Genomic DNA, 26,143 nt, shown 5'->3' on the forward strand with positions numbered 1-26,143 from the left:
ATTATTTTTATTTTCTCAACTTTTGTTATGTTTGGGCGGAGGCAGGGCGAAACGAGGAAGAAGCTTTTCGCCCTGGACAGCATCCGTTGCTGACGAAAGCAGAATAGAAAAACCGGGCACCTGTTCACAACTGCCCGGTGTTTATCTCAGAAGACGCCTCGTCATTTTTTTACGTAGTTGCAGCACATTTCAACGTAATTGCGAGGCGCGTCCCAGCCAGCTGTCCCAGTCTTTCCAGACAGGCTGAAGCCCCTGGGCGATCAGCGCTTCAGCGACGGCTTCCGGACGTCGAGCATCGTGTGGCGCAAACTGCTCCAGCTCCGAACGATCGTCGGCGTAACCGCCCGGCTGCGTTTTGGAAAACGCGCTGACGTTGTTAATCGCAAGCGGGATAACGCGATCGCGAAACGCCGGGGACTCACGCGTTGAGAGCGATAATTCAACGTCCGGGGCGAGCAGGCGGAACGCGCAGATAGTTTGTACCAGCTGGCGCTCATCCATCACCGAGGCCGGTTCGACTCCGCCTGTACACGGACGCAATCTGGGGAAAGAGATGGAGTAGCGACTCTGCCAGTAATGCTGCTGGAGCCACAGCAGATGTTCCGCCACCAGATAGTTATCCACTCGCCAGTTGTCTGAAAGCCCCGTCAGTGCGCCGAGGCCGATTTTGTCGATCCCGGCGCGTCCAAGCCTGTCCGGCGTTTCCAGCCGGAAGAAAAAGTCCTGTTTTTTCCCCTTCAGGTGATGCCGGGCGTACGTCGCCTCGTGGTAGGTTTCCTGGTAGACCATGACCCCGTCCAGCCCAAGCGTTTTCAGTTCTGCGTACTCGTCCTGAGACAGGGGCTGCACTTCCATCTGCAACGATGCAAACTCACGGCGAATAGCCGGAAGATGCTGACGGAAATAGTCCATTCCCACCTTCCCCTGATGTTCGCCCGTGACCAGCAGAAGATGCTCAAAGCCCATTTCACGAATGGCCGCACACTCGCGCGCAATCTCACCTTCATCGAGCGTTTTACGCTTAATGCGGTTGCTCATGGAGAAGCCGCAGTAGGTGCAGTCGTTGGCGCACAGGTTTGAGAGGTAGAGCGGCACGTAGAAGCTCACCGTGTTGCCAAAGCGCTGGCGGGTGAGCCGCTGCGCGCGCTGCGCCATCGGCTCAAGGTAGGCGCTGGCCGCCGGTGAAAGCAGGGCCATCATGTCTTCGCGGGTCGGATGACGCGCGTTTAACGCACGCTCGACATCCGCAGCCGTTTTGCTGTTGATGCGCAGGGCAATATTGTCCCAGTGGATCTGCCGCCAGCGATCGGTAAACGTGGTCATCAGAGCGCCTCCAGGAAACCGGTCAGCGGGCTGGTGGCCTGCGCCTGAACACTGCGGGAGCCGGGGCCAGATTGCCGTGCCAGCAAACCTGACTCCACCGCCAGGCGAAACGCACGCGCCATCATGACCGGATCGTCAGCCACCGCAATAGCCGTGTTCACCAGCACCGCGTCGGCACCCATCTCCAGCGCCTGCGCGGCATGGCTTGGCACGCCAATGCCCGCATCCACCACTACCGGTACGTTGGCCTGTTCGATGATGATCTCCAGCATCGCCCGGGTTTCCAGCCCCTGGTTGGAGCCGATGGGGGCGCCCAGCGGCATGACGGCGGCGCAGCCGACCTCTTCCAGCCGTTTACACAGAACCGGGTCGGCGCCGCAGTAAGGCAGGACGATAAATCCCTGTTGCACCAGCTTTTCTGCTGCTTTCAGCGTTTCAATCGGGTCGGGCAGCAGCCAGCGCGCATCCGGGTGAATTTCCAGCTTCAGCCAGCGGGTGCCGAGCGCTTCACGCGCCAGCTGTGCGGCGAAAATCGCCTCTTCGGCTGTTTTCGCACCGGAGGTATTCGGTAAAAGCGTAACGCCTGCCTCCAGTAAAGGCGCAAGAATGGCATCGTTATGCTGGCGAAGGTCCACGCGCTTCATCGCCAGCGTCGCCAGCTGGCTGCCGCTTTCACGGATGGCATCCACCATCAGCTGCGGCGAGGTGAATTTTCCAGTTCCTGTAAACAGATGCGAATCAAAAACTTTATCGGCAATACGTAACATTTCAGCCCCCTGCGATGACCTGAAACAGCAGGATCTGGTCGCCTTCATTGACCTGCTGATGTTCCCACTGCTCGCGCGGCAGGATCTGTTGATTGAGCGCCAGCGCCGTTCCCGGCTTGAGCTGGCGTAGCCTTTCGAGCAGCACGGCAACGGTAAGTCCGTCATCGCACTTCATTGGCTCATCGTTAAACAGAATGCGCATCGCGGCCTCCGCATACCGGGCAGCCGCTGGCGCGGTGCAAGGCCAGGTGACGCCAGCCGCTTGAGCGCGCATCAAACAGCCGCAGCGTATTACGTTCCGTCTCCATGCCGCTGAGCAGCTTGATGGCCTCCAGTGCCTGCAGCGTGCCCATCACACCAACGACTGGACCGAGAATGCCTGCGGTGCGGCAGTTACGCTCTGGCTCGGCATCGTCCGGCCACAGGCAGCGATAGCAGCCCTGCGCCCACGGAGGCGTCAGGACCATCATCTGTCCCCCGAAACCGACCGCGCTGGCGGTGATAAGCGGCGTGTTATGTGCCACACAGACGGCGTTAATCGCCTGACGCGTCGCCATATTGTCCGTGCAGTCCAGCACCACGTCGGCAAGGGCAACTTCACGCTGCAGGCGTTCACCACCGAGCCGCTCCTGCAGGGCAATCAGCTCGATGTCCGGGTTAAGCTGGTTCAGCCGCTGCCGGGCGATCTGCGCTTTAGGCTGGTCGATATCTTCCATGGTGAAAAGAATTTGCCGCTGCAGGTTGCTGAGATGTACCTCGTCGTCGTCGGCAAGCACCAGCGTGCCGACGCCCGCAGCCGCCAGATAAAGCGCGGCGGGCGCGCCTAAGCCGCCCAGACCGACAATCAGTACCCGGCTGGCGAGCAGTTTTTGCTGCCCGTCGATGGCGATATCTTCCAGCAGGATCTGACGGCTGTAGCGCATAAAATCACGATCATTCATCGCCTGCTCCTGCCACCTGTAACAGCTGTGCGGTTGCGGCCTGCCAGTCAGCGGCCTGGGTGATGGCGCTGACGACGGCGATACTGCCGACGCCGGTATCCAGCACCGACGGGGCACGTTCAAGGCTGATTCCGCCGATGGCGACGGTGGGGTAATCCGCCAGACGTTTAACATGACTCGCCAGCTGCGTCAGCCCCTGCGGTGCGGAGGGCATCTGCTTTGTTTGCGTCGGGAAGACGTGACCCAGCGCGACGTAAGAGGGACGGGCCGCCAGCGCCACGTCGATCTCCATGTCATCATGCGTTGAAACGCCAAGGCGTAGCCCGGCTTCACGGATAGCGCTCAGATCCGTTGTTTCCAGGTCCTCCTGACCCAGATGCACGCCATACGCCTGGTACTTAACGGCCAGCTGCCAGTAGTCGTTGATAAACAGGCGGGCGTTATGTCGATGCCCAAGCGCGACGGCGGCAACCACATCGGCTTCCACCTCGTCATCGCGTTTATCTTTGATGCGCAGCTGGAGAGTGCGAACGCCAGCCTTCAGCAGGCGCTCTATCCACTCCACGCTGTCCACCACCGGATAAAGCCCTAAGCGGAAGGGCACCGGGGGAAAATCGGGCTGGTACATTACGCCTCCTCTTTTTTGAGGTAAATTTCGCCGCCTTTGGCGCGGAAGGTTTCTGACATGTCCGCCATACCCACTTCGATGGTTTGCGCGGCGGCGTAGTCGCGCACCTCCTGGCTGATTTTCATCGAGCAGAATTTTGGCCCGCACATAGAGCAGAAGTGCGCGACTTTGCCCGACTCCTGCGGCAGGGTCTCATCGTGATAGGCGCGCGCGGTGAACGGATCCAGCGCCAGGTTGAACTGGTCTTCCCAGCGAAATTCAAAGCGTGCCTTCGACATGGCGTTATCGCGGATTTGCGCGCCCGGGTGGCCTTTCGCCAAATCCGCCGCGTGGGCGGCAATTTTGTAGGTGATCAGCCCCTGCTTAACGTCCTCTTTGTTAGGCAGGCCGAGGTGCTCTTTCGGCGTCACATAGCAGAGCATGGCGCAGCCGAACCAGCCGATCATCGCCGCCCCAATGCCTGACGTGAAGTGGTCATAGCCCGGCGCGATGTCGGTTGTCAGTGGCCCCAGCGTGTAAAACGGCGCTTCGTGGCAGTGCTCCAGCTCTTCGGTCATGTTGCGGCGGATCATCTGCATCGGCACGTGGCCTGGGCCTTCAATCATCACCTGCACGTCATACTCCCAGGCGATTTTGGTCAGCTCGCCCAGCGTGTGCAGTTCGGCAAACTGCGCTTCGTCATTCGCGTCGCGGATGGAGCCAGGACGCAGGCCGTCGCCCAGCGACAGAGAGACATCATACGCGGCGCAGATTTCGCAAATCTCGCGGAAGTGTTCGTAGAGGAAGTTTTCCTGATGATGGGACAGGCACCACTTCGCCATGATGGAACCGCCTCGCGAGACGATGCCGGTCAGACGTTTCGCCGTCATCGGCACGTAGCGCAGCAGCACGCCCGCGTGAATGGTGAAGTAGTCCACGCCCTGTTCCGCCTGCTCCAGCAGCGTGTCGCGGAAGGCTTCCCAGGTGAGGTCTTCGGCAATGCCGTTGACCTTTTCCAGCGCCTGATAAATCGGGACGGTGCCAATCGGTACCGGGCTGTTACGCAGGATCCATTCGCGGGTTTCGTGAATATAGCGGCCGGTGGAGAGGTCCATTACCGTGTCCGCACCCCAGCGCGTGGACCAGACCAGCTTTTCCACCTCTTCTTCGATGGAAGAGGTCACGGCCGAGTTGCCGATGTTAGCGTTGACCTTCACCAGGAAGTTGCGGCCAATAATCATCGGCTCGGATTCCGGGTGGTTAATGTTGGCGGGGATAATGGCGCGACCGGCAGCCACTTCGTCACGCACAAATTCCGGCGTGATGTTCTCCGGCAGACGAGCGCCAAAGCCTTCACCCGGATGCTGATAGCGCAGTATTTCGCTACGGATGCGCTCACGACCCATGTTTTCGCGGATGGCGATGAACTCCATCTCCGGCGTGACGATGCCCTGGCGCGCGTAGTGCAGCTGGGTCACGCATTTACCCGCTTTAGCGCGTTTTGGCGTCAGCAGGCCGGTAAAGCGCAGCTCGTCCAAACCGTCGTCGGCCAGGCGTTCTTTGGTGTAAGCAGAGCTTTGCTCGTTTAGCGCTTCGCTGTCATTACGCGCGTCAATCCACGGCTGGCGCAGCTTTGCCAGACCCTGCTGGACGTTAATTGCCACATCGGGATCGCCATACGGACCGGAGGTGTCGTATACCGGCACGGCTTCGTTGTCTTCGAACTGCGGATCCTCTTTGCTGCCGCCGATAAGCGTCGGGCTGAGCTGGATCTCACGCATCGGGACGCGAATATCGGCCTGCGAGCCGGAAATGTAGATACGTTTAGAGTTCGGGAAAGCAGTGCCTTCCAGGGTGTCGATGAAGTGTTGGGCCTGCGCGCGCTGTTCGCGGCGGGTCAGTTTTGCAGTAGACATAGCTCATTCCAAAAGTGAAGGACATGGCTTGTCAGACGACGGATGAAGCAAGAGAGGATCGCCCTCAGGCGATACAACAGCTGTTTGACTCTTGTTCCCTTCGCAGGTATTAGCCTGATCAGGTTCCGCGGATCCCGAATTAACGGTCTCAGCCCGTGCTTTCACACTGGGCACTCCGACAAGAAAAATCCCCCTCGTGAGAGGGGCGAATGGTTGTAAATTACTCGTTAACGATTAAGAACTCAAGCAGGGCGCGCGACGTTCTCTTCATTGCTGGTATTCACGTCATTGTCCAGCACGAGGGCGATCAGCTTATCTTCCAGCGTGAATCGCTCCTCCAGCGCTTCACCGAGATCGGACAGCGCCTGCTGAAACTCAAGATAGTTATCGTGATCGATGGCGTTCTCGAGCGTGGAATCGTAGTAATCCATGATCTGCTGGGTGTTGGCTTCCAGCAACGGATAGAGTTTGCTGGCCGCTAAATACGGTGTTGTCCCTTCCATTTCGCGGATAATGCGTTCATAAATATTGAAATGGCCGTCGGACAGGTAGTCGACCAGGCTCTGGCAAAAATCATCCAGCGCTTTTTCATTCAGCCGCATAAACGATTCTTTGCCAGGCTTAATACCGACCAGATTGTAATAAGCCACGAGTAGATGCTTGCGCACATGCAGCCAGCGATCCACCAGTTTGTTACTTCCTCTAACGCGCTCAGTCAGGCTTTCCAGCTGGTTTAACATGGTCGACTCCGCAAGGTATAGGATTGAATCTGCTTATCCAAAATGTAACCACAATGCTAACAACATGTCAGTGAAGCGAAGGTAGTGCAATAGATATGGATCGTATTATTGAAAAATCAGATCTGGGTTGGTGGATCGTCAGTCACGAACAAAAATTATGGCTGCCCGCCGGGGAAATCCCCCATGGCACGGCGGAAACGTTCGATCTTGTCGGACAAACCGCGCTGTGGATCGGCGAGTGGCAGGGCGAGCCGGTGTGGTTGATCCAACAGGCGCGTCGCCAGGATATGGGGTCTGTGCGGCAGGTGCTGGATCAGGATGTCGGGCTGTTCCAGCTGGCGGGGCGCGGCGTGCAGCTGGCGGAGTTTTACCGCTCGCATAAATACTGCGGCTACTGCGGTCATACCATGCACCCGAGCAAAACCGAGTGGGCGATGCTCTGCAGCCACTGCCGCGAGCGCTACTATCCTCAGATTGCACCCTGCATTATCGTCGCTATCCGTCGGGAGGATTCCATCCTGCTGGCGCAGCATACTCGTCATCGCAACGGCATTCACACCGTACTGGCCGGGTTCGTCGAAGTAGGCGAAACGCTGGAGCAGGCGGTGGCGCGCGAGGTGATGGAAGAGAGCAGTATTAAGGTGAAGAACCTGCGCTACGTCACCTCCCAGCCCTGGCCGTTCCCGATGTCGCTGATGACCGCGTTTATGGCGGAATACGATAGCGGCGAGATCGTTATCGATCAGAAAGAGCTGCTGGAAGCGAACTGGTATCGCTATGACGATTTACCGCTGTTGCCTCCGCCGGGCACCGTGGCGCGTCGGCTGATAGAAGATACCGTGGCGATGTGTCGGGCCGAGTATGAGTAGTGTTACACTGAGGCCATGACGCTTAAGGAACTGCAAAAATGACCGAACTGAAGAACGATCGTTATCTGCGTGCGCTGCTGCGCCAGCCCGTTGATGTCACCCCGGTGTGGATGATGCGCCAGGCGGGACGCTATCTGCCAGAGTACAAAGCCACGCGCGCGCAGGCGGGCGATTTTATGTCGCTGTGCAAAAATGCTGAGCTGGCCTGCGAAGTCACGCTCCAGCCGCTGCGCCGCTTCCCGCTGGATGCTGCGATCCTCTTCTCGGATATTCTGACCATTCCGGATGCAATGGGCCTTGGCCTGTATTTCGAAACCGGTGAAGGTCCGCGTTTCACCTCCCCAATCAAAAGCAAAGCCGACGTGGATAAGCTGCCGATCCCCGATCCGGAAGGCGAGCTGGGCTACGTGATGAACGCCGTACGCACCATCCGCCGCGAGCTGAAAGGTGAAGTTCCGCTGATTGGCTTCTCCGGCAGCCCGTGGACGCTGGCGACCTATATGGTGGAAGGGGGCAGCAGCAAAGCCTTCACCATGATTAAAAAGATGATGTACGCCGAGCCGCTGGCGCTGCATGCGCTGCTCGACAAGCTGGCGAAGAGCGTCACGCTCTATCTGAACGCGCAGATTAAAGCCGGTGCGCAGTCGGTGATGATTTTCGATACCTGGGGCGGCGTGCTGACCGGACGCGATTATCAGCAGTTCTCCCTGTATTACATGCACAAAATCGTTGACGGCCTGTTGCGGGAAAACGAAGGTCGCCGCGTGCCGGTGACGCTGTTCACCAAAGGTGGCGGTCAGTGGCTGGAAGCGATGGCGGCGACCGGCTGTGACGCGCTGGGCCTCGACTGGACCACCGATATCGCCGATGCGCGCCGTCGCGTGGGCGACAAAGTGGCGCTGCAGGGTAATATGGATCCGTCCATGCTCTATGCTCAGCCAGCCCGCATTGAAGAAGAAGTGTCGACTATACTGTCTGGTTTCGGCCAGGGTGAAGGCCACGTCTTTAACCTCGGCCACGGCATTCATCAGGATGTGCCGCCAGAACACGCTGGCGTATTTGTGGAGGCGGTGCATCGGCTTTCTGCCCAGTATCACAAGTAAGGAGTAGTTATGGATCTCGCGTCGCTACGCGCTCAACAAATCGAACTGGCTTCATCGGTGATCCGCGAGGATCGTCTGGATAAGGATCCCCCGCAGTACATTGGCGGAGCGGACGTCGGATTAGAGCAGGGTGGGGAAGTGACGCGAGCGGCGATGGTGGTACTAAAATACCCTTCGCTTGAGCTGGTGGAGTACAAGGTGGCGCGTATCGCGACCACCATGCCTTACATTCCGGGCTTTCTCTCCTTTCGCGAATATCCCGCGCTGCTGGCTGCGTGGGAGCAGCTCTCGCAAAAACCTGACCTGCTGTTTGTTGATGGACACGGTATTTCACACCCGCGCCGTTTAGGCGTTGCCAGCCACTTTGGGCTGCTAGTGGATGTGCCGACCATCGGCGTCGCCAAGAAACGCCTTTGCGGCGCGTTTGAACCTCTCTCCGCCGAGCCGGGCGCGCTGGCGCCGCTTATCCATAAAGGCGAGCAGTTAGCGTGGGTCTGGCGCAGCAAGGCGCGCTGTAACCCGCTCTTTATCGCCACCGGTCACCGGGTGAGCATGGACAGCGCCCTGGCGTGGGTACAGCGCTGCATGAAGGGCTACCGCTTACCGGAGCCGACGCGCTGGGCAGATGCTGTCGCCTCCTCGCGCCCGGCATTCATTCGTTGGCAGGAAATTCAGCCGTGATTCAGGTAAACTGCGGCTAATTTTCGATTCGAGACATCATCATGTTACAAAACCCGATTCATCTGCGCCTTGAGAAGCTGGAAAGCTGGCAGCACGTGACCTTTATGGCTTGCCTGTGCGAGCGCATGTATCCCAACTATGCCGCGTTCTGCAAGCAGACAGCGTTTGGCGAAGGCCAGATTTATCGTCGTATCCTGGATTTAATCTGGGAAACGCTGACGGTAAAAGACGCGAAGGTGAATTTTGACTCCCAGCTGGAAAAGCTGGAAGAGGCGATCCCCGCTGCGGATGATTTTGACCTGTACGGTGTCTACCCGGCGATTGATGCCTGCGTGGCGTTAAGTGAGCTGATCCACTCCCGCCTGAGCGGTGAAACGCTGGAGCACGCCATCGAAGTCAGTAAAGCGTCCATTACGACCGTCGCGATGCTCGAAATGACCCAGGAAGGTCGCGAAATGACCGACGAAGAGCTGCGTGCCAACCCGGCGGTTGAACAGGAATGGGACATCCAGTGGGAAATTTTCCGCCTGCTGGCAGAGTGCGAAGAACGCGATATCGAGCTGATAAAAGGGCTGCGCGCGGACTTACGTGAGGCCGGTGAGAGCAATATTGGTATAATTTTTAACCAATGAGACAACAAAACGTGATTTAACGCCTGTTTTGTCGCTCCTCGACTCTTCCCTTCTGCCCCCCGTCTGGTCTACATTTGGGGGGCGAAAAAAAGTGGCTATCGGTGCGTGTATGCAGGAGAGTGCTTTTTTGGCATTTTCGTCGCACTCGATGCTTAGCAAGCGATAAACACATTGAAAGGATAACTTATGAACAAGACTCAACTGATTGATGTAATTGCGGACAAGGCTGATCTGTCTAAAGTGCAGGCTAAAGCTGCTCTGGAATCTACCCTGGCTGCTATTACTGAGTCTCTGAAAGAAGGCGATGCTGTACAACTGGTTGGTTTCGGTACCTTCAAAGTGAACCACCGCGCTGAGCGTACTGGCCGCAACCCGCAGACCGGTAAAGAAATCAAAATCGCCGCAGCTAACGTGCCGGCATTTGTTTCTGGTAAAGCACTGAAAGACGCAGTTAAGTAAGACGCGTGGCAGTGAACAGTTTTAACGAAGGGGCGGCAACGCCCCTTTTGTCATTCTGGCGTGGAACGCTCGCGCTGACAGGCGTGCTGTTGCTGTCAGCCTGTAGCCACGATTCCTCCCTCCCTCCGTTTACCGCCAGCGGTTACGCGGACAACCAGGGCGCGGTCAGGATCTGGCGCAAAGATTCCGGCGGCGAAGTGCATCTGCTTTCTGCCTTCAGCCCGTGGCATAATGGCAATACATCGACGGCGGAATATCGCTGGCAGGGAGATGACCTGTCGCTGATTGAACTGAATATCTACAGCAAGACCCCCGAACACGTGAAAGTGCGTTTTGATGACCATGGCGAGCTGAGCTTTATGCAGCGTGAAGTCAGCGGTCAAAAACAGCAACTTTCCAGCGATCAAATCGCCCTCTACCGCTATCGCGCTGAACAAATCCGCCAGACCAGCGATGCGCTTCGTCTGGGACGCGTTGTGCTGCGCCAGGGGCGCTGGCATGCCGATGGGACGGTGACAACCTGTGAAGGGCAGACGGTCAAGCCTGAGCTCGAATCCTGGGCAACCGAGCACATTCAACGCCGTCAGCGTCATTCATCAATAGCAGTGAGTGTGGCGTGGCTGGAAGCGCCGGAAGGCTCTCAGCTGCTGCTGGTGGCGAACGAAGACTTCTGTACCTGGCAGCCGACAGAGAAGAGTTTCTGATGTAAATCCCCTCTCCCTTTGGGAGAGGGTTAGGGTGAGGGTGTGAAATTACTCGCCCTGCTCACGCGCAATCGCGCGATAGCCGATATCCTGACGGCTAAAGCTACCGTTCCAGTGGATATCCGCCATCAGCGCATAGGCGCGTTTCTGCGCTTCTGCCACGGTATGACCCAGCGCGGTTGCACACAGCACGCGTCCGCCATTGGTCAGTACGCGGTCGTCATCAGACAGCTTCGTTCCGGCGTGGAATACCTTCGCGCCTTCAATCTCTTCCAGCGGTAAGCCGTGGATCTCATCACCGGTGTTGTAGTTGCCAGGGTAACCACCCGCAGCAATCACCACGCCCAGGGACGCGCGCTCGTCCCACTCTGAGGTTTTCTCGTCGAGCTTGCCCTCGCAGGCTGCCAGACACAGATCCACCAGATCGGATTTCATGCGCAGCATGATGGGCTGCGTTTCTGGATCGCCAAAGCGGCAGTTAAATTCGATAACCTTCGGGTTGCCCTGCTTGTCGATCATCAGACCCGCGTAAAGGAAACCGGTGTAGGTGTTACCTTCCGCCGCCATCCCTTTCACGGTAGGCCAGATGATGCGATCCATGGTGCGCTGGTGTACTTCGTCAGTCACTACCGGTGCAGGGGAGTAGGCACCCATTCCGCCGGTATTCGGGCCGGTATCCGCATTTCCTACGCGCTTGTGGTCCTGGCTGGTGGCCATCGGCAGGACGTGCTCGCCGTCGACCATCACGATAAAGCTGGCTTCTTCGCCGTCGAGGAACTCTTCGATCACGATGCGGTGGCCCGCATCGCCGAAGGCGTTGCCCGCCAGCATATCCTGAACCGCGGCTTCGGCTTCTTCGAGCGTCATCGCGACGATAACGCCTTTACCGGCAGCCAGGCCGTCGGCCTTGATAACAATCGGCGCACCTTTTTCACGTAAGTAGGCCAGGGCTGGCTCCACTTCGGTGAAGTTCTGATATTCCGCCGTTGGGATGTTATGACGCGCGAGGAAATCTTTGGTGAAGGCTTTGGAGCCTTCCAGCTGTGCAGCACCTTCCGTTGGGCCGAAGATTTTCAGGCCCGCCGCGCGGAACGCATCAACGACGCCAATCACCAGAGGGGCTTCCGGGCCCACAATCGTCAGATCGATTTTCTCGTTCTGGGCAAAGCTCAGCAGCGACGGAATGTCGGTCACGCCGATAGCCACATTCTGCAGCGCGGGTTCCAGTGCGGTACCGGCATTGCCCGGCGCCACGAAGACCGTTTTCACCAGCGGAGACTGCGCCGCTTTCCACGCCAGAGCGTGCTCGCGCCCGCCGTTACCAATGACTAATACTTTCATTTTCTGCTCCGGGAATTAATGACGGAAGTGGCGCATATCGGTGAAGATCATCGCGATGCCGTGTTCGTCGGCGGCGGCAATCACTTCGTCGTCGCGGATTGAGCCGCCAGGCTGGATCACGCAGGTGATCCCTACAGCGGCTGCCGCGTCGATACCGTCACGGAACGGGAAGAAGGCGTCAGAAGCCATGGCGGAGCCTTTTACTTCCAGTCCTTCGTCGCCTGCTTTAATACCCGCAATTTTCGCGGAGTAGACGCGGCTCATCTGGCCAGCACCTATCCCGATGGTCATGTTCTCTTTCGCGTAGACGATGGCATTGGATTTGACGAACTTCGCGACCTTCCAGCAGAACAGCGCGTCACGCAGTTCCTGTTCGCTCGGCTGACGTTTGGTCACCACGCGCAGGTCGGCTTCTGTCACCATACCCAGATCGCGATCCTGAACCAGCAGACCGCCGTTCACGCGCTTGAAGTCCAGGCCCGGCACGCGTTCTGCCCACTGGCCGCAAACCAGTACGCGTACGTTCTGTTTTACCGCTGTGATTTTCAGTGCTTCTTCGGATGCGGATGGCGCGATGATCACTTCAACGAACTGACGGGAGATGATGGCCTGTGCGGTTTCAGCATCCAGCTCGCGGTTGAAGGCGATAATGCCGCCGAATGCGGAGGTCGGGTCAGTTTTGTAGGCGCGATCGTAGGCATCCAGAATAGAGGTGCTTACCGCGACGCCGCATGGGTTGGCGTGCTTAACGATAACGCAGGCTGGCTCGCTGAACTCTTTCACGCATTCCAGCGCGGCGTCGGTGTCGGCAATGTTGTTATAGGAGAGCGCTTTGCCCTGAACCTGCTGGGCAGTCGCAACCGAGGCTTCTTTTACCTCTTCTTCTATATAGAAGGCAGCCTGCTGGTGGCTGTTCTCGCCGTAGCGCATATCCTGCTTCTTAATGAAGTTCAGATTCAGGGTGCGCGGGAAGCGGCCAGAAGGATCTTTGCTTTCACCGTGGTAAGCCGGTACCAGGCTACCGAAGTAGTTGGCGATCATGCTGTCGTACGCGGCGGTGTGTTCGAAGGCTTTGATGGCGAGGTCGAAACGCGTTGCAAGCGCCAGTGACCCTTCGTTGGCATCCATCTCATTAATAATGGTTTCGTAATCGCTGCTCTTTACGACGATGGCCACATCTTTATGGTTCTTGGCAGCGGAGCGCACCATAGTTGGGCCGCCGATATCAATATTCTCTACGGCATCTTCCAGAGAACAGCCTTCGCGGGCAACGGTCTGGGCAAACGGGTAGAGGTTAACAACCACCATGTCGATTGGCGCGATGTCATGCTGTTTCATAATATCGTCATCCTGACCGCGACGACCAAGAATGCCGCCGTGCACTTTCGGGTGCAGGGTTTTGACGCGTCCATCCATCATTTCCGGGAAACCGGTGTAATCGGACACTTCGGTTACCGGCAGACCTTTATCTGCTAACAGGCGAGCGGTACCGCCTGTAGAAAGCAGCTCTACGCCACGTGCAGAAAGTGCCTGAGCGAATTCGACGATACCGGCTTTATCAGAAACACTGAGCAGAGCGCGGCGGACTGGACGACGTTGTTGCATGGTAAATCCCCTGGATTTCACGATTACAGAGAGCGTTAGATGAATTTTCCTGCGAAAAACTCATCTAACACACCTGACGGGGCATCCTTGTTAAGCGCGAGCATTTTAACGAAAACGTTTGCGCAACGCTCGCACATTTTCACTTTTTCGTATCATTGTGGATAAGTCTGTGTGTAAAAAGGTATAAGGCGGGGTTTTGCTGTGTAATGCAGCAGTCAGTCATTTTTCTGTCATTTAGCGGTTGCGGCCTGCGGAGAACTCCCTATAATGCGCCTCCATCGACACGGAACATGTGAATCACTTCACAAACAACCGGGTCGGTTGAAGAGAAAAAATCCTGAAATAACGGGTTGACTCTGAAAGAGGAAAGCGTAATATACGCCACCTCGCAACGGTGAGCGAAAGCCGCGTTGCACTGCTCTTTAACAATTTATCAGACAATCTGTGTGGGCACTCAAAGTGACATGGATTCTTAATGTCTTCGGACAATAAATGAATACCAAGTCTCTGAGTGAACATACGTAATTCATTACGAAGTTTAATTCACGAGCATCAAACTTAAATTGAAGAGTTTGATCATGGCTCAGATTGAACGCTGGCGGCAGGCCTAACACATGCAAGTCGAGCGGCAGCGGGAAGTAGCTTGCTACTTTGCCGGCGAGCGGCGGACGGGTGAGTAATGTCTGGGAAACTGCCTGATGGAGGGGGATAACTACTGGAAACGGTAGCTAATACCGCATAACGTCGCAAGACCAAAGAGGGGGACCTTCGGGCCTCTTGCCATCAGATGTGCCCAGATGGGATTAGCTAGTAGGTGGGGTAACGGCTCACCTAGGCGACGATCCCTAGCTGGTCTGAGAGGATGACCAGCCACACTGGAACTGAGACACGGTCCAGACTCCTACGGGAGGCAGCAGTGGGGAATATTGCACAATGGGCGCAAGCCTGATGCAGCCATGCCGCGTGTATGAAGAAGGCCTTCGGGTTGTAAAGTACTTTCAGCGGGGAGGAAGGTGTTGAGGTTAATAACCTCAGCAATTGACGTTACCCGCAGAAGAAGCACCGGCTAACTCCGTGCCAGCAGCCGCGGTAATACGGAGGGTGCAAGCGTTAATCGGAATTACTGGGCGTAAAGCGCACGCAGGCGGTCTGTCAAGTCGGATGTGAAATCCCCGGGCTCAACCTGGGAACTGCATTCGAAACTGGCAGGCTAGAGTCTTGTAGAGGGGGGTAGAATTCCAGGTGTAGCGGTGAAATGCGTAGAGATCTGGAGGAATACCGGTGGCGAAGGCGGCCCCCTGGACAAAGACTGACGCTCAGGTGCGAAAGCGTGGGGAGCAAACAGGATTAGATACCCTGGTAGTCCACGCCGTAAACGATGTCGACTTGGAGGTTGTGCCCTTGAGGCGTGGCTTCCGGAGCTAACGCGTTAAGTCGACCGCCTGGGGAGTACGGCCGCAAGGTTAAAACTCAAATGAATTGACGGGGGCCCGCACAAGCGGTGGAGCATGTGGTTTAATTCGATGCAACGCGAAGAACCTTACCTACTCTTGACATCCAGAGAACTTTCCAGAGATGGATTGGTGCCTTCGGGAACTCTGAGACAGGTGCTGCATGGCTGTCGTCAGCTCGTGTTGTGAAATGTTGGGTTAAGTCCCGCAACGAGCGCAACCCTTATCCTTTGTTGCCAGCGGTCCGGCCGGGAACTCAAAGGAGACTGCCAGTGATAAACTGGAGGAAGGTGGGGATGACGTCAAGTCATCATGGCCCTTACGAGTAGGGCTACACACGTGCTACAATGGCGCATACAAAGAGAAGCGACCTCGCGAGAGCAAGCGGACCTCATAAAGTGCGTCGTAGTCCGGATTGGAGTCTGCAACTCGACTCCATGAAGTCGGAATCGCTAGTAATCGTAGATCAGAATGCTACGGTGAATACGTTCCCGGGCCTTGTACACACCGCCCGTCACACCATGGGAGTGGGTTGCAAAAGAAGTAGGTAGCTTAACCTTCGGGAGGGCGCTTACCACTTTGTGATTCATGACTGGGGTGAAGTCGTAACAAGGTAACCGTAGGGGAACCTGCGGTTGGATCACCTCCTTACCTTAAAGAACCTGCCTTTGTAGTGTCCACACAGATTGTCTGATGAATGATGAACTTCTGAATGTACTTTTGAGTGCATTAAGAAGTTTTGCTCTTTAAAAATCTGGATCAAGCTGAAAATTGAAACGACACACAGTTAATGTGTGTTCGAGTCTCTCAAATTTTCGCAATTTGATGATGAATCGAAAGAAACATCTTCGGGTTGTGAGGTTAAGCGACTAAGCGTACACGGTGGATGCCCTGGCAGTCAGAGGCGATGAAGGACGTGCTAATCTGCGAAAAGCGCCGGCGAGGTGATATGAACCTTTGACCCGGCGATGTCCGAATGGGGAAACCCAGTGTGTTCCGACACACTATCGTTAACTGAATACATAGGTTAACGAGGCGAACCGGGGGAACTGAAACATCTAAGTACCCCGAGGAAAAGAAATCAACCGAGATTCCCCCAGTAGCGGCGAGCGAACGGGGAGCAGCCCAGAGTCTGAATCAGCTTGTGTGTTAGTGGAAGCGTCTGGAAAGTCGCACGGTACAGGGTGATAGTCCCGTACACGAAAGCACACTTGCTGTGAACTCGAAGAGTAGGGCGGGACACGTGGTATCCTGTCTGAATATGGGGGGACCATCCTCCAAGGCTAAATACTCCTGACTGACCGATAGTGAACCAGTACCGTGAGGGAAAGGCGAAAAGAACCCCGGCGAGGGGAGTGAAAAAGAACCTGAAACCGTGTACGTACAAGCAGTGGGAGCCTCTTTTATGGGGTGACTGCGTACCTTTTGTATAATGGGTCAGCGACTTATATTCTGTAGCAAGGTTAACCGTATAGGGGAGCCGAAGGGAAACCGAGTCTTAACTGGGCGTTAAGTTGCAGGGTATAGACCCGAAACCCGGTGATCTAGCCATGGGCAGGTTGAAGGTTGGGTAACACTAACTGGAGGACCGAACCGACTAATGTTGAAAAATTAGCGGATGACTTGTGGCTGGGGGTGAAAGGCCAATCAAACCGGGAGATAGCTGGTTCTCCCCGAAAGCTATTTAGGTAGCGCCTCGTGAATTCATCTTCGGGGGTAGAGCACTGTTTCGGCTAGGGGGCCATCCCGGCTTACCAACCCGATGCAAACTACGAATACCGAAGAATGTTATCACGGGAGACACACGGCGGGTGCTAACGTCCGTCGTGAAGAGGGAAACAACCCAGACCGCCAGCTAAGGTCCCAAAGTCATGGTTAAGTGGGAAACGATGTGGGAAGGCACAGACAGCCAGGATGTTGGCTTAGAAGCAGCCATCATTTAAAGAAAGCGTAATAGCTCACTGGTCGAGTCGGCCTGCGCGGAAGATGTAACGGGGCTAAACCATGCACCGAAGCTGCGGCAGCGACGCGTATGCGTTGTTGGGTAGGGGAGCGTTCTGTAAGCCGTTGAAGGTGGCCTGTGAGGGTTGCTGGAGGTATCAGAAGTGCGAATGCTGACATAAGTAACGATAATGCGGGTGAAAAGCCCGCACGCCGGAAGACCAAGGGTTCCTGTCCAACGTTAATCGGGGCAGGGTGAGTCGACCCCTAAGGCGAGGCCGAAAGGCGTAGTCGATGGGAAACAGGTTAATATTCCTGTACTTGGTGTTACTGCGAAGGGGGGACGGAGAAGGCTATGTTAGCCGGGCGACGGTTGTCCCGGTTTAAGCATGTAGGCGGGAGTTTTAGGTAAATCCGGAACTCTATTAACGCTGAGGTGTGATGACGAGGCACTACGGTGCTGAAGTAACAAATGCCCTGCTTCCAGGAAAAGCCTCTAAGCATCAGGTAACATCAAATCGTACCCCAAACCGACACAGGTGGTCAGGTAGAGAATACCAAGGCGCTTGAGAGAACTCGGGTGAAGGAACTAGGCAAAATGGTGCCGTAACTTCGGGAGAAGGCACGCTGATATGTAGGTGAAGCCCCTGCGGGTGGAGCTGAAATCAGTCGAAGATACCAGCTGGCTGCAACTGTTTATTAAAAACACAGCACTGTGCAAACACGAAAGTGGACGTATACGGTGTGACGCCTGCCCGGTGCCGGAAGGTTAATTGATGGGGTTAGCGGCAACGCGAAGCTCTTGATCGAAGCCCCGGTAAACGGCGGCCGTAACTATAACGGTCCTAAGGTAGCGAAATTCCTTGTCGGGTAAGTTCCGACCTGCACGAATGGCGTAATGATGGCCAGGCTGTCTCCACCCGAGACTCAGTGAAATTGAACTCGCTGTGAAGATGCAGTGTACCCGCGGCAAGACGGAAAGACCCCGTGAACCTTTACTATAGCTTGACACTGAACACTGGTCCTTGATGTGTAGGATAGGTGGGAGGCTTTGAAGCGTGGACGCCAGTCTGCGTGGAGCCGACCTTGAAATACCACCCTTTAATGGCTGGTGTTCTAACGTAGACCCGTTACCCGGGTTGCGGACAGTGTCTGGTGGGTAGTTTGACTGGGGCGGTCTCCTCCCAAAGAGTAACGGAGGAGCACGAAGGTTAGCTAATCCTGGTCGGACATCAGGAGGTTAGTGCAATGGCATAAGCTAGCTTGACTGCGAGAGTGACGGCTCGAGCAGGTGCGAAAGCAGGTCATAGTGATCCGGTGGTTCTGAATGGAAGGGCCATCGCTCAACGGATAAAAGGTACTCCGGGGATAACAGGCTGATACCGCCCAAGAGTTCATATCGACGGCGGTGTTTGGCACCTCGATGTCGGCTCATCACATCCTGGGGCTGAAGTAGGTCCCAAGGGTATGGCTGTTCGCCATTTAAAGTGGTACGCGAGCTGGGTTTAGAACGTCGTGAGACAGTTCGGTCCCTATCTGCCGTGGGCGCTGGAGAATTGAGGGGGGCTGCTCCTAGTACGAGAGGACCGGAGTGGACGCATCACTGGTGTTCGGGTTGTCATGCCAATGGCATTGCCCGGTAGCTAAATGCGGAAGAGATAAGTGCTGAAAGCATCTAAGCACGAAACTTGCCCCGAGATGAGTTCTCCCTGACCCTTTAAGGGTCCTGAAGGAACGTTGAAGACTACGACGTTGATAGGTCGGGTGTGTAAGCGCAGCGATGCGTTGAGCTAACCGATACTAATGAACCGTGAGGCTTAACCTTACAACGCCGAAGGTGTTTTGGCGAAGAGACACGATATTTTCAGCTTTGATACAGATTTAACAGAATTTGCCTGGCGGCTTTAGCGCGGTGGTCCCACCTGACCCCATGCCGAACTCAGAAGTGAAACGCCGTAGCGCCGATGGTAGTGTGGGGTCTCCCCATGTGAGAGTAGGGAACTGCCAGGCATCAATTAGAAGAACCCCGTACCGAAAGGTGCGGGGTTTTTTGCTTTTGTTTTTCCCCCTCCTTGAAACTTTCTCACCTTACGCTTGCAGGCTCGACATTATGCCCGTTTCTGGGTATCGTTAGCTATCTGGATGTCTAAACGTTTATACGTATGTTGTGAGGATATTAAGTTATGCCGATTCGGGTGCAGGACGAGTTACCAGCCGTCAATTTCTTGCGTGAAGAAAATGTCTTCGTCATGACGGCTTCGCGTGCGACAGGTCAGGAAATTCGCCCGCTGAAGGTGCTTATTCTCAATCTGATGCCAAAAAAGATCGAAACGGAGAACCAGTTCCTGCGCCTGCTGTCGAATTCTCCGCTGCAGGTCGATATACAGCTGCTGCGGATCGATGCCCGTGAGTCGCGTAACACGCCTTCTGAGCATCTGAACAACTTCTACTGTAACTTCGATGACATTCAGGATGAAAACTTCGACGGACTGATTGTGACCGGTGCGCCGCTCGGTCTGGTTGAATTTAACGATGTCGCCTACTGGCCACAGATCAAACAGGTCCTGGAGTGGGCAAAAGATCATGTCACGTCCACATTGTTTGTCTGTTGGGCGGTACAAGCCGCACTGAATATTCTTTATGGCATCCCCAAGCAAACCCGCACTGAAAAACTCTCCGGCGTATATGAACACCACATTCTTCATCCACATGCGTTGCTGACACGTGGTTTCGATGACTCTTTCCTGGCCCCACATTCTCGCTACGCCGATTTCCCGGCTCAGCTGATTCGTGATTACACCGATCTGGAGATCCTGGCCGAAACGGAAGATGGAGATGCTTATCTGTTTGCCAGCAAGGATAAACGTATTGCTTTTGTGACCGGGCATCCTGAATACGATCCGCATACTCTCGCGTCAGAGTATTTCCGTGATGTCGAAGCGGGTCTCAATCCGGAAGTACCGTACAACTATTTCCCGAAAAACGATCCACAAAACAAACCGAGAGCAACCTGGCGCAGCCACGGGAATTTACTTTTCACTAACTGGCTCAACTATTACGTCTATCAGATAACGCCATACGATCTGCGTCACATGAATCCGACGCTGGAGTAATCTTCTGCACTAAACGATCCTAAAGCGTTTCAGCTATTCAAATCAGGCACCTTCGGGTGCCTTTTTTATTTCCGAAATGTCACTCACCATTCGATCAAACTTTAATTTCAATAAAATCAATAAATTAATTACAATTAACAATTAAAATGGAAATTGTTTTTGATTTTGGAAAAAATATAGATAGTCTTAATTCTGCTGAGCGAAAACTACCCAACGATCTTTCGTTCGCATCGGGGGCGTGATTTTGGATCTTTGATGAGGAGCAGAGTAATGACTCAACAGGTAACGACGGTCGATGAACTGGCCTTTACCCAGCCGTATGGCGAGCAAGAGCAGCAAGTTTTGACGGCGGAAGCGGTAGAGTTTCTGACTGAACTGGTGACCCGCTTTACGCCACAGCGCAATAAGCTGCTGGCGGCACGTATTCATCAGCAGCAGGAAATTGACGATGGCAAGTTGCCTGGCTTCATTTCGGAAACCGCTTCCATTCGCCGTGGCGAGTGGAAAATCCGCGGCATCCCTGAAGATTTACAGGATCGTCGCGTTGAGATCACCGGTCCGGTAGAGCGCAAAATGGTGATCAACGCCATGAACGCCAACGTTAAAGTCTTTATGGCGGATTTTGAGGACTCACTGGCACCAGACTGGAGCAAAGTTATCGACGGGCAGATCAACCTGCGCGACGCCGTGAACGGCACCATCAGCTATACCAACGAAGCCGGTAAAATTTATCAACTCAAACCGAATCCGGCGGTGCTGATCTGCCGCGTTCGCGGTCTGCACCTGCCTGAAAAACATGTCACCTGGCGTGGGGAAGCCATTCCGGGCAGCCTGTTTGATTTCGCACTCTATTTCTTCCACAACCATAAAAGCCTGCTGGCAAAAGGCAGCGGCCCCTATTTCTATCTGCCAAAAACACAGTCCTGGCAGGAGGCGGCCTGGTGGAGTGAAGTGTTTAGCTACGCGGAAGACCGTTTTGACCTGCCGCGCGGCACCATCAAGGCCACGCTGCTGATTGAAACGCTGCCTGCGGTATTCCAGATGCATGAAATCCTGCATGCGCTGCGCGATCATATTGTCGGCCTGAACTGCGGACGCTGGGACTACATCTTCAGCTACATCAAAACCCTGAAAAATCACGGCGATCGCGTGCTGCCCGATCGTCAGGTGGTCACCATGGATAAACCATTCCTCAGTGCCTACTCACGTCTGCTGATCAAAACTTGCCACAAGCGCGGTGCCTTTGCGATGGGCGGCATGGCGGCATTCATTCCGAGCAAAGATGCAGAACGCAATAACCAGGTGCTCAATAAGGTGAAAACCGATAAAGAACTTGAAGCACGTAACGGCCACGACGGCACGTGGATTGCCCATCCAGGTCTGGCCGATACGGCGATGGAGGTCTTTAACCGCGTGCTTGGTGACAATAAAAACCAGCTGTTTGTCACGCGTGAAGACGATGCACCCATCGCAGAAGAACAGCTGCTGGCACCGTGTACGGGTGAGCGTACGGAGGAGGGCATGCGTGCGAATATCCGCGTCGCAGTCCAGTACATCGAAGCGTGGATCTCCGGCAACGGCTGCGTGCCGATTTACGGCCTGATGGAAGATGCCGCGACGGCGGAGATCTCTCGCACCTCCATCTGGCAGTGGATCCATCATCAAAAAACGCTCAGCAACGGCAAGCCGGTGACTAAATCCCTGTTCCGCCAGATGCTGGCCGAAGAGATGCGGGTGATCCAGGACGAGCTGGGCGAGCACCGCTTCAGCAGCGGACGTTTTGACGACGCTGCGCGCCTGATGGAGCAAATCACCACCTCAGATGACTTAATCGACTTCCTGACCCTGCCGGGCTACCGCTTCCTGGCGTAACTCACCACATAACAATATGGAGCATCTGCACATGAAAACCCGTACCCAACAAATCGAAGAGTTAAAGAAAGAGTGGACTCAACCGCGCTGGGAAGGCATCCGCCGTCCGTATAGCGCAGAGGAAGTGGTGAAATTACGCGGCTCGGTCAACCCGGAGTGCACGCTGGCACAGAACGGTGCGGCGAAAATGTGGAAGCTGCTGCACGGTGGCTCCAAAAAGGGTTACATCAACAGCCTCGGCGCGTTGACCGGCGGTCAGGCGCTGCAGCAGGCGAAGGCCGGGATCGAGGCGATTTACCTCTCCGGATGGCAGGTCGCGGCGGACGCCAACCTGGCCTCCAGCATGTACCCGGATCAGTCGCTCTACCCGGCTAACTCCGTGCCGTCGGTGGTGGATCGGATCAACAACACCTTCCGCCGTGCGGATCAGATCCAGTGGGCCGCCGGTATCGAACCAAACGATCCGCGCTTTACGGATTACTTCCTGCCGATCGTCGCAGATGCAGAAGCGGGCTTCGGCGGCGTGCTGAACGCCTTCGAGCTGATGAAATCGATGATTGAGGCCGGTGCAGCGGCCGTTCACTTCGAAGACCAGCTGGCGTCAGTGAAGAAATGCGGACACATGGGCGGTAAGGTGCTCGTTCCTACACAGGAAGCCGTACAGAAGCTGGTTGCGGCGCGTCTGGCTGCTGACGTGCTCGGCGTGCCGACGCTGGTGATTGCCCGTACCGATGCGGACGCGGCGGACCTGATCACCTCTGACTGCGACCCGTACGACAGCGAGTTCATCACAGGCGAGCGTACCAGTGAAGGCTTCTACCGTACCCATGCCGGCATTGAACAGGCGATCAGCCGTGGCCTGGCGTACGCGCCTTATGCGGATCTGGTCTGGTGTGAAACCTCCACGCCGGATCTGGCGCTGGCAAAACGCTTTGCCGACGCCATCCACGCGAAATACCCGGGCAAGCTGCTGGCCTACAACTGCTCGCCGTCCTTCAACTGGCAGAAAAAGCTGGATGACAAAACCATCGCCAGTTTCCAGCAGCAGCTGTCCGACATGGGCTACAAATACCAGTTCATTACCCTGGCAGGCATCCACAGCATGTGGTTCAACATGTTCGACCTGGCGCACGCCTACGCGCAGGGTGAGGGCATGAAGCACTACGTTGAGAAGGTGCAGCAGCCGGAGTTTGCCGCGGGTAAAGACGGCTACACCTTCGTGTCTCACCAGCAGGAGGTGGGAACCGGTTACTTTGATAATGTGACTACGATTATTCAGGGCGGCACCTCCTCCGTCACCGCCTTAACGGGCTCCACGGAAGAAGCACAGTTCTAATCTTTTCCCCCTCTCCCCTCTGGGGAGAGGGGGGGTTAAGGGGAATATATGTCGCGTGGCCTGGAATTGCTGATTGCCCAAACTATTTTGCAGGGCTTTGATGCCCAGTATGGTCGTTTTCTTGAAGTGACATCAGGCGCGCAGCAGCGCTTCGAACATGCAGACTGGCATGCGGTTCAGCAGGCCATGAAGCAGCGTATTCATCTCTACGACCACCACGTGGGTCTGGTGGTGGAGCAGCTGCGCTGTATTACCGACGGTAAAAACCCGGACGCGGATTTTTTACTGCGCGTCAAAGAGCATTACACCCATTTGTTACCCGATTACCCGCGCTTCGAGATTGCGGAGAGCTTTTTCAACTCCGTCTATTGCCGGTTATTTGACCACCGCTCATTATCTCCTGAGCGGTTATTTATCTTCAGCTCCCAGCCGGAGCGACGCTTTCGTTCCATTCCGCGTCCGCTGGCGAAAGACTTCTTTCCCGATCGTGGATGGGAAAAGCTCCTGCAACGCGTGCTAACGGATCTGCCGCTGCGCTTGCCCTGGGAAAATAAAACCCGGGATATCGGTTATATCCACGCGCATCTCAACGAAACCTTCGGCGCGGAGGTGCTCAGCCGCAGCCATTTGCAGGTTGCCAACGAGCTTTTCTACCGCAATAAAGCCGCCTGGCTGGTGGGCAAACTGGTTACGCCAACCGCTATTGTGCCGTTTCTGCTGCCGATTCACCGTACCGACGACGGGGAACTGTTTGTCGATACCTGCCTGACCACCGGCGCCGAAGCCAGCATCGTATTTGGCTTCGCCCGCTCCTATTTCATGGTGTACGCCCCGCTGCCAGCCGCTCTGGTGGAGTGGCTGCGCGAGATCCTGCCGGGCAAAACCACCGCCGAGCTGTATATGGCGATTGGCTGCCAGAAGCACGCCAAAACGGAAAGCTACCGGGAGTACCTGCGTTATGTCACTGCGGCCGACGAGCAGTTTATCGAAGCGCCAGGCATTCGCGGTATGGTGATGCTGGTCTTTACGCTGCCGGGTTTCGACCGGGTCTTTAAGGTGATTAAAGACAGATTCGCGCCGCAGAAGGAGATGAGCGCTGCGCACGTCCGCGCCTGCTATCAGCTGGTTAAAGAGCACGACCGCGTCGGGCGGATGGCAGATACCCAGGAATTCGAAAACTTTGTGCTGGATAAACAGCAGATCGACCCGGCGCTCATGGCGCTGTTAATGCAGGAAGCGCCCGCGAAAATCACCGATCTTGGTGACAAAATCGTGATCAGCCATCTCTACATCGAACGCCGTATGGTACCGCTGAATATCTGGCTTGAGCAGTCTGACGGTCAGGCCTTACGTGACGCCATTGAAGAATACGGCAACGCGATTCGCCAGCTTGCCGCCGCCAATATTTTCCCCGGCGACATGCTGTTTAAAAACTTTGGCGTCACCCGTCACGGGCGGGTGGTGTTCTACGATTACGACGAAATTTGCTACATGACCGAGGTGAATTTCCGCGATATTCCACAGCCCCGCTACCCGGAAGATGAGCTGTCCGGTGAGCCGTGGTATAGCGTCTCGCCGGGGGACGTGTTTCCGGAGGAGTTTCGCCACTGGCTGTGCGCCGACCCGCGCATCGGGCCGCTATTCGAAGAGATGCATGAGGATCTTTTCCGCGCCAGCTACTGGCGCGGACTGCAAACGCGGATCAAAAATGGGCACGTGGAAGATGTGTATGCTTACCGCCGCAAGCAGCGGTTTTGCATCCGGTTTTCTCCCTCTTCCGCAGGGTGAGGTCATCATGTTTTCTCCCTCTCCCTGTGGGAGAGGGCCGGGGTGAGGGCATCAGGCCGCTCTCAACCTTAACGGATCCCACCATACGCCAGCGTCACCTCTTTCGCCGCCTTAATCACCAGCGCACCCAACTCGGTCACGCGGTCGTCGGTCATGCGTGAAATGGGGCCGGAGATGGAGATGGCGGCAAACGGCTCGCGGTGCTCGTCAAAAATACAGGATGCCAGGCAGCGCAGGCCCAGCGCATGCTCCTCATCATCAAACGAGTAGCCGCGCTTGCGGGTCAGGGCCAGATCTTCTTTCAGATGCACGGGCGAGACTAGCGTGGCGTGGGTATAGGCGTGCAGACCTTTACGGTGCAACAGCCCCGTCACCTGCTCCTCGCTCAGTTGCGAGAGAAACGCTTTCCCCGCCCCGGACGCGTGCATGGGCAGCTTGCCGCCAATCGGTGCGGACATGCGCATCAGCTGCGTGCACTGCACCTGGTCGATGATAATCGCCTGGTGGTCGCTCTGGTCCAGCACCGCCAGGTTGACCGTCTCGCCGGAGTCTTCCATCAGCTTGCGCAGAATCGGATGCACAATCGCCAGCAGGTTGCGGCTCTGCAGGAAGCTGCTGCCGACGATAAACGCATGCGCGCCCACCGCCCAGTGCCCCAGCTCGCCCACCTGACGGACAAAGCCCAGCTGCTGCATGGTGGTTAGCAGGCGGTGCGTCGTGGAGTTCGGCAGACCAGCCTGCTGGGCCAACTCGGTCAGGGCCACGCTGCCGTGCGACTCGGCTATCCACTCCAGCAGCTTCAAACCGCGCGTGAGCGATTGAACCTGTCCGCCGGGTTGCGCAGCGGTGGTGGCAGCAGGCTTTCTGCCGCGTTTGGCGGGAACGGTCGTGACCATGACGATCTCCTTTTTCTGTATCGTGGAAATCATTTTCGTTTTATTTGGTGATTTTGCA

At 56.0% G+C, this 26,143-nt stretch carries 20 protein-coding genes, 3 rRNA genes and 1 riboswitch; of the genes, 13 read left to right on the forward strand and 10 right to left on the reverse strand.

Going from position 1 to position 26,143, the window contains the following annotated elements:
• Positions 1 to 189: 189 nt before the first annotated feature.
• The 7 genes from thiH to ACOQH0_RS01185 all read right to left on the reverse strand — a co-directional run bounded on the left by thiH (position 190) and on the right by ACOQH0_RS01185 (position 6,294).
• On the reverse strand, positions 190 to 1,323 hold the full coding sequence (thiH, locus tag ACOQH0_RS01155; RefSeq protein ID WP_420986391.1) for a 2-iminoacetate synthase ThiH: 1,134 nt from the start codon (positions 1,321 to 1,323) through the stop codon (positions 190 to 192).
• Positions 1,323 to 2,090 carry a thiazole synthase gene (gene thiG, locus ACOQH0_RS01160; protein ID WP_421511362.1) on the reverse strand — a complete coding sequence of 256 codons (768 nt, stop codon included), beginning with the start codon at positions 2,088 to 2,090 and terminating at the stop codon, positions 1,323 to 1,325. Before thiG ends, thiH begins: the two co-directional genes overlap by 1 nt.
• Position 2,091: 1 nt before the next feature.
• Entirely contained in the window at positions 2,092 to 2,292 is a 201-nt protein-coding gene (gene thiS, locus ACOQH0_RS01165; protein WP_010425940.1) for a sulfur carrier protein ThiS, read from the reverse strand.
• Positions 2,276 to 3,031, reverse strand: coding sequence for a thiazole biosynthesis adenylyltransferase ThiF (gene thiF, locus ACOQH0_RS01170; RefSeq protein WP_420986393.1), 756 nt, complete (start codon positions 3,029 to 3,031; stop codon positions 2,276 to 2,278). Before thiF ends, thiS begins: the two co-directional genes overlap by 17 nt.
• Positions 3,024 to 3,659: a thiamine phosphate synthase gene (gene thiE / locus ACOQH0_RS01175; RefSeq protein ID WP_420986394.1), complete on the reverse strand. Its 636-nt coding sequence runs from the start codon at positions 3,657 to 3,659 to the stop codon at positions 3,024 to 3,026. Before thiE ends, thiF begins: the two co-directional genes overlap by 8 nt.
• A complete protein-coding gene (thiC, locus tag ACOQH0_RS01180; protein WP_010425935.1) occupies positions 3,659 to 5,554 on the reverse strand; it encodes a phosphomethylpyrimidine synthase ThiC in 1,896 nt (631 codons plus the stop codon). The genes thiE and thiC overlap by 1 nt, the downstream gene beginning before the upstream one ends.
• Positions 5,555 to 5,632: 78 nt before the next feature.
• Positions 5,633 to 5,742: riboswitch (TPP riboswitch) on the reverse strand.
• 54 nt (positions 5,743 to 5,796) lie between these two features.
• Complete coding sequence (locus ACOQH0_RS01185) at positions 5,797 to 6,294, reverse strand: Rsd/AlgQ family anti-sigma factor (protein WP_010425933.1); 498 nt, start codon at positions 6,292 to 6,294, stop codon at positions 5,797 to 5,799.
• 95 nt (positions 6,295 to 6,389) lie between these two features.
• Between ACOQH0_RS01185 and nudC the strand changes: the two genes are divergently transcribed.
• The 6 genes from nudC (at position 6,390) to ACOQH0_RS01215 (ending at position 10,742) form a co-directional block, all read left to right on the forward strand.
• Complete coding sequence (gene nudC, locus ACOQH0_RS01190) at positions 6,390 to 7,163, forward strand: NAD(+) diphosphatase (protein ID WP_042715996.1); 774 nt, start codon at positions 6,390 to 6,392, stop codon at positions 7,161 to 7,163.
• A 38-nt stretch (positions 7,164 to 7,201) separates the two neighbouring features.
• Complete coding sequence (gene hemE / locus ACOQH0_RS01195; RefSeq protein ID WP_010425930.1) at positions 7,202 to 8,266, forward strand: uroporphyrinogen decarboxylase; 1,065 nt, start codon at positions 7,202 to 7,204, stop codon at positions 8,264 to 8,266.
• Between the two features lie 9 nt (positions 8,267 to 8,275).
• Positions 8,276 to 8,947, forward strand: a complete 672-nt coding sequence (gene nfi, locus ACOQH0_RS01200; protein ID WP_421511363.1) for a deoxyribonuclease V — start codon at positions 8,276 to 8,278, stop codon at positions 8,945 to 8,947.
• Positions 8,948 to 8,988: 41 nt separating this feature from the next.
• Positions 8,989 to 9,579, forward strand: coding sequence for a YjaG family protein (locus tag ACOQH0_RS01205; protein ID WP_003862310.1), 591 nt, complete (start codon positions 8,989 to 8,991; stop codon positions 9,577 to 9,579).
• 186 nt (positions 9,580 to 9,765) lie between these two features.
• Positions 9,766 to 10,038 (forward strand): nucleoid-associated protein HU-alpha, encoded by a 273-nt coding sequence (gene hupA, locus ACOQH0_RS01210; RefSeq protein WP_002445246.1) that lies wholly within the window; start codon positions 9,766 to 9,768, stop codon positions 10,036 to 10,038.
• A gap of 11 nt (positions 10,039 to 10,049) precedes the next feature.
• Positions 10,050 to 10,742 (forward strand): DUF1481 domain-containing protein, encoded by a 693-nt coding sequence (locus tag ACOQH0_RS01215; protein WP_421512317.1) that lies wholly within the window; start codon positions 10,050 to 10,052, stop codon positions 10,740 to 10,742.
• A 48-nt stretch (positions 10,743 to 10,790) separates the two neighbouring features.
• On the opposite strand, the gene purD is transcribed toward ACOQH0_RS01215, so the two are convergent.
• Both purD and purH read right to left on the reverse strand, forming a co-directional pair.
• Positions 10,791 to 12,083: a phosphoribosylamine--glycine ligase gene (gene purD / locus ACOQH0_RS01220; protein WP_421511364.1), complete on the reverse strand. Its 1,293-nt coding sequence runs from the start codon at positions 12,081 to 12,083 to the stop codon at positions 10,791 to 10,793.
• Between the two features lie 15 nt (positions 12,084 to 12,098).
• The gene (gene purH, locus ACOQH0_RS01225) at positions 12,099 to 13,688 is read right to left on the reverse strand and encodes a bifunctional phosphoribosylaminoimidazolecarboxamide formyltransferase/IMP cyclohydrolase (protein ID WP_421511365.1); all 1,590 of its coding nucleotides are present in this window, start codon (positions 13,686 to 13,688) and stop codon (positions 12,099 to 12,101) included.
• Between the two features lie 560 nt (positions 13,689 to 14,248).
• On the opposite strand from purH, the gene ACOQH0_RS01230 reads away from it, so the two are divergent.
• The 7 genes from ACOQH0_RS01230 to aceK all read left to right on the forward strand — a co-directional run bounded on the left by ACOQH0_RS01230 (position 14,249) and on the right by aceK (position 25,189).
• A 16S ribosomal RNA gene (locus ACOQH0_RS01230) occupies positions 14,249 to 15,790 on the forward strand.
• 208 nt (positions 15,791 to 15,998) lie between these two features.
• Positions 15,999 to 18,905: ribosomal RNA gene (locus ACOQH0_RS01235) — 23S ribosomal RNA — on the forward strand.
• Positions 18,906 to 18,974: 69 nt separating this feature from the next.
• A 5S ribosomal RNA gene (rrf, locus tag ACOQH0_RS01240) occupies positions 18,975 to 19,090 on the forward strand.
• Together the 16S, 23S and 5S rRNA genes form the textbook arrangement of a ribosomal RNA operon.
• A 173-nt stretch (positions 19,091 to 19,263) precedes the next feature.
• Positions 19,264 to 20,193 carry a homoserine O-succinyltransferase MetA gene (gene metA / locus ACOQH0_RS01245; RefSeq protein ID WP_421511366.1) on the forward strand — a complete coding sequence of 310 codons (930 nt, stop codon included), beginning with the start codon at positions 19,264 to 19,266 and terminating at the stop codon, positions 20,191 to 20,193.
• A 270-nt stretch (positions 20,194 to 20,463) separates the two neighbouring features.
• On the forward strand, positions 20,464 to 22,065 hold the full coding sequence (gene aceB / locus ACOQH0_RS01250) for a malate synthase A (RefSeq protein ID WP_421511367.1): 1,602 nt from the start codon (positions 20,464 to 20,466) through the stop codon (positions 22,063 to 22,065).
• A 31-nt stretch (positions 22,066 to 22,096) separates the two neighbouring features.
• Positions 22,097 to 23,401: an isocitrate lyase gene (aceA, locus tag ACOQH0_RS01255; RefSeq protein ID WP_089598593.1), complete on the forward strand. Its 1,305-nt coding sequence runs from the start codon at positions 22,097 to 22,099 to the stop codon at positions 23,399 to 23,401.
• Between the two features lie 48 nt (positions 23,402 to 23,449).
• The gene (gene aceK, locus ACOQH0_RS01260; RefSeq protein WP_421511368.1) at positions 23,450 to 25,189 is read left to right on the forward strand and encodes a bifunctional isocitrate dehydrogenase kinase/phosphatase; all 1,740 of its coding nucleotides are present in this window, start codon (positions 23,450 to 23,452) and stop codon (positions 25,187 to 25,189) included.
• 68 nt (positions 25,190 to 25,257) lie between these two features.
• On the opposite strand, the gene iclR is transcribed toward aceK, so the two are convergent.
• On the reverse strand, positions 25,258 to 26,085 hold the full coding sequence (gene iclR, locus ACOQH0_RS01265) for a glyoxylate bypass operon transcriptional repressor IclR (RefSeq protein WP_074136400.1): 828 nt from the start codon (positions 26,083 to 26,085) through the stop codon (positions 25,258 to 25,260).
• Between the last annotated feature and the right edge of the window lie 58 nt (positions 26,086 to 26,143).

The organism is Enterobacter sp. JS8-1, from assembly GCF_049187015.1.
Lineage (GTDB): Bacteria > Pseudomonadota > Gammaproteobacteria > Enterobacterales > Enterobacteriaceae > Enterobacter > Enterobacter mori.